6 protein-coding genes and 1 pseudogene are annotated in these 5864 nt (G+C 72.3%); all 7 read left to right on the top strand.

What is annotated here, in order from left to right; all coding sequences use genetic code 11:
- Positions 1–264: 264 nt before the first annotated feature.
- Positions 265–531: a DUF167 domain-containing protein gene (locus AB0C29_RS30105; protein ID WP_360827102.1), complete on the top strand. Its 267-nt coding sequence runs from the start codon at positions 265–267 to the stop codon at positions 529–531.
- Positions 528–2039, top strand: a complete 1512-nt coding sequence (locus AB0C29_RS30100) for a potassium/proton antiporter (protein ID WP_360827099.1) — start codon at positions 528–530, stop codon at positions 2037–2039. Before AB0C29_RS30105 ends, AB0C29_RS30100 begins: the two co-directional genes overlap by 4 nt.
- A gap of 386 nt (positions 2040–2425) precedes the next feature.
- Positions 2426–2848, top strand: a complete 423-nt coding sequence (locus AB0C29_RS30095; RefSeq protein WP_360547991.1) for a TraR/DksA family transcriptional regulator — start codon at positions 2426–2428, stop codon at positions 2846–2848.
- 29 nt (positions 2849–2877) lie between these two features.
- Positions 2878–3432, top strand: coding sequence for a signal peptidase II (lspA, locus tag AB0C29_RS30090; protein WP_360827096.1), 555 nt, complete (start codon positions 2878–2880; stop codon positions 3430–3432).
- Complete coding sequence (locus tag AB0C29_RS30085; RefSeq protein ID WP_360547987.1) at positions 3429–4355, top strand: RluA family pseudouridine synthase; 927 nt, start codon at positions 3429–3431, stop codon at positions 4353–4355. Before lspA ends, AB0C29_RS30085 begins: the two co-directional genes overlap by 4 nt.
- Before the next feature lie 45 nt (positions 4356–4400).
- Complete coding sequence (locus tag AB0C29_RS30080) at positions 4401–5414, top strand: hypothetical protein (RefSeq protein WP_360827093.1); 1014 nt, start codon at positions 4401–4403, stop codon at positions 5412–5414.
- Between the two features lie 213 nt (positions 5415–5627).
- Positions 5628–5864: pseudogene (locus tag AB0C29_RS30075) on the top strand (ATPase); the annotation flags it as partial.

Here is a 5864-nt window from a genome sequence, read left to right as displayed (position 1 = left end):
TGCGGGGGCAAGGCCGGGCGGGGCAAGGCGGGCAAGGCGGGGCGAGGTGCGGGTGGGGCACGGCGGGGTGAGGTGCGGGCGGGGAGGGCGTGGGGTGGGCGCGGGCGGGGCGTTGGCGGAACGTTGGATTTGGTGGGGTGTCGGTGATCGGCACAATGGGGCATGGCCAAGCGGCGCGTCCCCTCACCCGATCCGGCCACCATCCGACCCGGCGCGAGCACGTCGCGAGCCGCTCAGACAAGTGGTGACGGGTGGCGGTCCGTCGTGGTGCGGGTGCGGCCCGGCGCTGGGCGTACCCGGGTCGGTGGGCGTTATGAGGGGCCGCACGGGCCCGCGCTGATCGTCGCCGTCGGGGCGCCCGCGGTTGACGGGAAGGCCACCGAGGCCGTTCGGCGGGCGCTTGCCGCTGCGCTCGGGGTCAAGGCCCGGGACGTCGTGCTCAAGGTCGGCGCCACCAGCCGGGACAAAGTCTTTACCGTGGCCGGGGACGTCGGGGAGCGGTTCGCCGCCCTGCGTGACGGCAGCGCATGACCGGCGGGCTCGACCTTGCGTTGCTTGTCGGCGCCGCCGTGCTGCTGGTCGCCGTCGGTGCTGTGCGGCTCTCCACCCGGCTCGGACTGCCCAGTCTGCTGGTGTACCTGCTGATCGGTGTGGTCATCGGGGAGGCCGGGTTCGGCATCCGCTTCGATGATGCCGAGCTCACCCGTACCCTCGGCTTCTGCGCCCTGATCATGATCATCGCTGAGGGTGGGCTGACCGCCCGCTGGAGCACGTTGCGGCCGGTTCTGGGGTTGTCGGCCACCTTGGCCACCCTCGGGGTGGCCGTGAGCATCGCCGTGGTCGGCGTCGTCGTGCATTTTGTGCTGAACGTGGACTGGCGCCTCGCGTTGCTCTACGGCGCGGTGCTCTCGTCCACCGACGCCGCCGCGGTCTTCGCCACCCTGCGGGTGTTGCGGCTGCCTCCCCGGCTGGTCGCCACGCTCGAGGCCGAGTCCGGCATGAACGACGCCCCGGTGGTCCTGCTGGTCGTCCTGCTGTCGGCCACTGCCGGGATGACCCACCCCTGGTGGTACGAGCTCCTGATCGTCGTCTACGAGCTCGCCGCCGGCGCCGCGATCGGGCTGGCCGTGGGGGCGACCGGGCGCTGGTTGCTGCGCAATGCCGCCCTGCCGTCGGCGGGCCTCTATCCGATCGCGGCGGTCGCGCTCACCTTCCTGGCGTACGCGGCCGGCGCCGTCGCCCACGCCTCCGGTTTCCTCGCCGTCTACGTGGCCGGGGTGGTTATCGGCAACGCCCGGTTGCCGCACCGCCAGGCCATTCTCGGGTTCGCCGACGCGCTGGCCTGGGTCGCCCAGATCGGCCTGTTCGTGCTGCTCGGGCTGCTCGCCTCGCCGGACCGGCTGGGTGACGCGCTGGTGCCCGCACTGGTTGTCGGGTGCGCGCTCGTGCTGCTGGCCCGGCCGCTGTCGGTCTGGATCTCGGCGCTGGTCAGCCGCAGTTTCCGGGAGCTGGGCCGGTCCGGGCGGACCTTCCTGTCCTGGGCCGGGCTGCGCGGGGCGGTGCCGATCGTGCTGGCCACCATTCCGCTCTCCAGCGCGACGCCCGGGGCCGAGACGCTCTTCGACGTGGTGTTCGTGCTGGTGATCATCTTCACGCTGGTGCAGGCCGGCACGCTGGCGCCGGTTGCCCGGCTGCTGCGCATCACCGCGCCCACCGAGGCCATCGAGATCCAGGTCGAGACGGCGCCGCTGGAGCAGATGCATGCCGACCTTTTGCAGCTCGACGTGGCGCCGGGTTCCCGGCTGGCCGGGGTGCACATCGACGAGTTGCGGCTGCCGGTCGGTGCGGTGGTGACGCTGGTGGTGCGGGAGGGGGCCGGCTTCGTGCCGGGGCCGGACACCCGGCTGCGGACCGGCGACGGCCTGCTGATCGTGACCACGGCGGCGGCCCGGGACCTGGCCGAGCGGCGGCTGCGGGCGGTGAGCCGGCGGGGGCGGCTGGCCCGCTGGTTCGGTGAGGACGGCCGCGACCGATCCTGAGCGCGGGGTTATGGGCGTTTGGTCGTGTCTGGCGATTCGGCTGCGTCGATTCGGCTGCCGCCGGCCAACTCGAAGGAAACGGCAGGTGCGAACGAGGCGGGTGTGGTCGTCGGGTATCTGACGAGGGCGTTCGGGGCATTCGTCCCGGTTAACCGGTCACCGGGCCGGTGCGCCGTGTTGTCGCTGCTCTTCACGTTCCGTATCCTTGCCACCCTCCGGAGTGCGCGGCGATCCATGGCCGCGCCGTTTGTGCACGTGGGGGACGGTGCACGGGTCGCGTGGGGGCGCGGCCGGGGCACCGATACGGGACGGGTGGCCGACCACGTCCCGATGACCGCTGGAAGACCGCCGATTCGCCGCGTGCAGCGCGGCTCAGGGGAGCGACGATGGCCAAGGCAACCGACACCAGGTCCGCGTCGACCGCGAAGGCCGCGCCCGCCAAGGCGCGCAGCGCGGCGGAGACCGAGAAGATCCGCGTCGCGCTCGTGGAGCGCCGCGACGAACTGCAGGCCGAGTACGACCAGACGCTCAGCGAGATCACCGAGCTGCAGCGCGACCGGCTCACCGACTCCGCCGGCGACGACGAGGGCGACCGGGGCACCAAGACCGGGGAGCGTGAGCAGGAGATCACTCTGGCCAACAATCTCCTCGACCGGATCACACAGGTGGAACGCGCCATCGACCGGCTCGGGACGGGCAACTACGGTTGGTGCGAGCGATGCGGCAACGCCATCCCCGTCGAGCGGCTGGCGGCGTTCCCGGTCGCGACCCTCTGTGTGTCCTGTAAGCAGTTGGAGGAACGACGCTGAACGCCGACGAGGCCGCGGGTGGCACCACGGTGACCGCGTCCGGGCCCGGGGTGTCCTCCGGGTTCGCGCGCCGCGCCGTGGCGGTGCTCGCCATCACCGCCCTGCTCGCCGTCGTGCTCGACCAGGTCGTCAAGGAGCTCTCCACCAAGGGGCTGACCGAGGGCGAGCCGGTCCGGATCCTGGGCGGACTGGTCTATCTGTCGCTGCTGCGCAACAGCGGGGCCGCGTTCAGTCTCGGCAGTGGTTACACCTGGGTGTTCCCGCTGGTCACGATCGTGGTGATCGGCTGGATCGGCTTCATGGTCCGCAAGCTGCGCTCGGTGCCGTGGGCGATCGCCCTCGGGCTGGTGCTCGGCGGCGCGCTCGGCAACCTGGGCGACCGGCTGTTCCGGGCGCCCGGGCCGTTCCAGGGGCACGTCGTCGACATGATCAGCCTGTTCGGGCCGTACGGGGAACACTTCGCGGTCTTCAACATCGCCGACAGCTGCCTGTCCGTCGGCGTCGTCCTCGCCGTGCTGCTGGAGCTCACCGGGCGCCAGCGCGACGGCAGCAGGGCCACCTCCAGGAAAGCCGAGACCGCATGACCTCCCGTTCCCTGCCCGTACCGGACGGTCTGGACGGCATGCGTCTCGACCAGGCCGTGTCGCGCATCTTCGGCCTGTCCCGCACCGCGGCCGCGACCCTGGTCGAGTCCGGTGACGCGCTCGTCGACGGCATCCCGCGGCCGAAGTCCGACAAGGTCTCCGCCGGTTCGTGGCTCGAGGTCACGCTGCCGCCGCCGGTGACCGCGCCGACGCTGGAAGCCACCCCGGTGCACGGCATGAAGATCATCTACAGCGACGACGACATCGTCGTGGTGGACAAGCCGGTCGGGGTCGCCGCGCACCCGAGCCCGGGCTGGACCGGCCCCACGGTCATCGGTGGGCTCGCCGCGATGGGCCAGAACGTCGCCACCAGCGGCGCCGCCGAGCGCCAGGGGGTCGTGCACCGCCTCGACGTCGGCACCACCGGGCTCATGGTGGTGGCCAAGAGCGAGCTGGCCTACAGCGCGCTGAAGCGGGCTTTCAAGGAGCGCGAGGTCGACAAGCGCTACCACGCGGTCGTGCAGGGCCACCTGGACCCGCTGCGCGGCACGATCGACGCGCCGATCGACCGGCACCCCACCGCCGACTACCGGTACGCGGTGATGAACGGCGGCAAGCCCAGCGTCACCCACTACGACACGCTCGAGGCGTTCCGCTCGGCCAGCCTGGTCGACGTGAAGCTGGAGACCGGCCGCACCCACCAGATCCGGGTGCACTTCTCCGCGATGCGGCACCCGTGCGTCGGCGACGTCACGTACGGCGCCGACCCGACCCTGTCCGCGCGGCTCAAGCTGGGCCGGCAGTGGCTGCACGCCCGCGAGCTCGGCTTCCTGCACCCCCGTACGCAGGACGAGGTCCGTTTCGTCAGCGACTACCCTGACGACCTGGGGTACGCGCTGGACGTGCTCCGCGACGCGAGCTGACGACCGCCGTCTGAGGGGGCGACCTCGATGAGGACAGGGGACAGGGTGCTTCCGCCGCTGACCCGCGGCCTGTCCCGCATCGGCACGGCCCCGTCCCGGTTGCGGATCCTCAGCGGGCTGGCCGTGGCCTCGGTGACCGCGCTGCTCATCGCCGTGGTCTGGGCGGCCGACCACGGGCCCGAGGCGGTCGACCCCAGCGGTGACGTGGTGCGGGTCGGGGTGGTCGAGGGCCAGTCCGTCTCCGGCTATCTGCGCTCCAGCCGCGGTGAACTGGCCGCGCTGCTGCCCTCGTCGGGTTCGCCGGTGGCGGGGGAGACGTGGGCGCTGGTCAGCCTGCGGTCCTACCTGCCGCCGGACAAGCTGCAGGCGACCCTGGCCGGGGTCCCGGTGGCCGAGGTCTACGCCCGGGCACCGCTGCCGGGGGTACGCACCCCGGTGGTCAAGATGCCCGTCTACCGGATGCCGCAGGACGTGGTGACCGGCATGCTGAACGCCGCTCTGGCCCGGGACCAGGAGCAGGCCGACTATCAGAAGCTGGGCGAGGAGCTCGAGGGCGACGGCGTCGACCAGATCAGGCTGCGCCGGGCGTACGACAACGCCGCGCAGATCGCCGCCTCGGAGGCCGCCGCCTACCGCGCCCATTGCGCCTGTGTCTTCGCCGCCGTGGTGCGGGCCGCGCCCGCCGTGCTGGAGGAGCTGGCCGGCCGCGCCGAGGTGCGGGTGGTCGATCCGGCCCCCGAGGTCCGCAGCCTGGACCGTACGGAGTTCCGCCCGGTCCGGCCGGAGCAGACCACCACGGTTCCCGACGATCCGGAGTCAGGTGCGCCCACCGTGCCTTCGCGGTCGCGCAGTGTTGCCCCCGCCCGCCCCGCGCCACTACCCTCATCGACCGGGGCTGCTGTGACATCGGCCTCACCCGACGGCCCCGTCCTGGGGTCCGGTCCGTCTGCCCCGGCAGTTCAGGAGAGCGCTGCCGTTGCCTCCGCGTCACCCGTGGGACCGGGTCCCGGCCAGCCGCCGACCGCCTCAGGAGCATCTCGCGACGCTTCTGGGCGTTGACATCCTGAACGACCGAGTCCTGTGGTGCGTACGGGTAGGTGCACGTGCACGTGGTTTCTGCCACTGGGTGATCAAGACCGCCGGGCATTTGCGGGTTCCGGGTGTGGCCTGAATAGGGTTGGCGTCCGTAGCCTGTCGGAGAACGGGCGGGCCCGTCAGGGCATCGGACAGGCGTCACAAGGGCACATCGAGTAGTCGCTGGGAGGACGAGCCGTGGATGGGACCGAGACCGGCTGGGGCCGGCCTGCGGAACCAGCCCCGCGTTGGCGGGCGCTGCTCGACCGTGCCCGGCACGGGTCACGGACGGCCGACGAGGCCGAGACGGACCGTGAGGAAGCGGAGGCCGAGGCCCGCCGTACGGCGGGCGGTCAACCGCTGCCCGGACGTCCCGGCCGGCCCTTCAACCCGCTCGATCCTCGGCAGAGCGATCCCCGGCAGAGCGACCCGGCC

The organism is Actinoplanes sp. NPDC048791, from assembly GCF_040650095.1.
Lineage (GTDB): Bacteria > Actinomycetota > Actinomycetes > Mycobacteriales > Micromonosporaceae > Actinoplanes.
Note: the sequence above shows the minus strand (reverse complement) of the source record. Positions and strands in the feature narration are given on the sequence as shown.

Coding starts and splice junctions, on each gene's coding strand:
- AB0C29_RS30095 (WP_360547991.1), top strand. CDS start 2,426: ATGGCCAAGGCAACCGACACCAGGTCCGCGTCGACCGCGAAGGCCGCG.
- AB0C29_RS30100 (WP_360827099.1), top strand. CDS start 528: ATGACCGGCGGGCTCGACCTTGCGTTGCTTGTCGGCGCCGCCGTGCTG.
- AB0C29_RS30085 (WP_360547987.1), top strand. CDS start 3,429: ATGACCTCCCGTTCCCTGCCCGTACCGGACGGTCTGGACGGCATGCGT.